Annotated in this window: 1 protein-coding gene; it reads left to right on the forward strand. The window is 58.9% G+C overall.

The window, feature by feature from the left end; translation table 11 throughout:
• A partial coding sequence (locus TH468_RS21090; RefSeq protein ID WP_246832398.1) for a methyl-accepting chemotaxis protein occupies positions 1–626 on the forward strand: 626 nt, incomplete at both ends.

The raw sequence follows: 626 nt of genomic DNA on the forward strand, positions 1-626 counted from the left end.
GAACTTCAGGCCGAAGAAGAACGCCTGAACCGTGAACGCAACGAAGCACTTCGTGACGAGTTGCTTGGCCTTGCCGATACCCTGCAAAACGAAGTCGAAAGTGCAGTCGGTGAAATTGCTGCCCTCGCCGAACAGCTTCAGGGTGTGTCGGGCCAGATGAGCCAGAGCGCCGAACTGGTTTCCGGCCAGACCGAAGATGTCGCATCTTCGGCACAGGAAGCCACTGGCAATGTCGAAACCGTTGCCGCCGCCACCGAACAGCTTTCGGCATCAAACGCGGAAATCAACCGCCAGATGGCGGAATCAACCCGCATTTCCAACAATGCCGCAGACCGCGCACAGGAAACCAACCAGTTGGTGGTCAGCCTGTCGCAATCGGCAAACCGCATCGGCGAGGTCATCGCACTAATCACCGACATCGCCGAACAGACCAACCTTCTGGCCCTTAACGCCACCATCGAAGCGGCCCGTGCCGGCGATGCGGGCAAGGGCTTTGCGGTTGTCGCGGCCGAGGTCAAAAACCTCGCCAACCAGACCGAAAAGGCAACCGAAGAAATCGCCGGCCAGATTTCCGGCATCCAGAAGGCAACCGGCGAATCCGTTACCGCCATCGAGGATATCGGTCG

The sequence above is a fragment of the Thalassospira sp. MCCC 1A03138 genome (genome assembly GCF_002115785.1).
Classification (GTDB): domain Bacteria; phylum Pseudomonadota; class Alphaproteobacteria; order Rhodospirillales; family Thalassospiraceae; genus Thalassospira.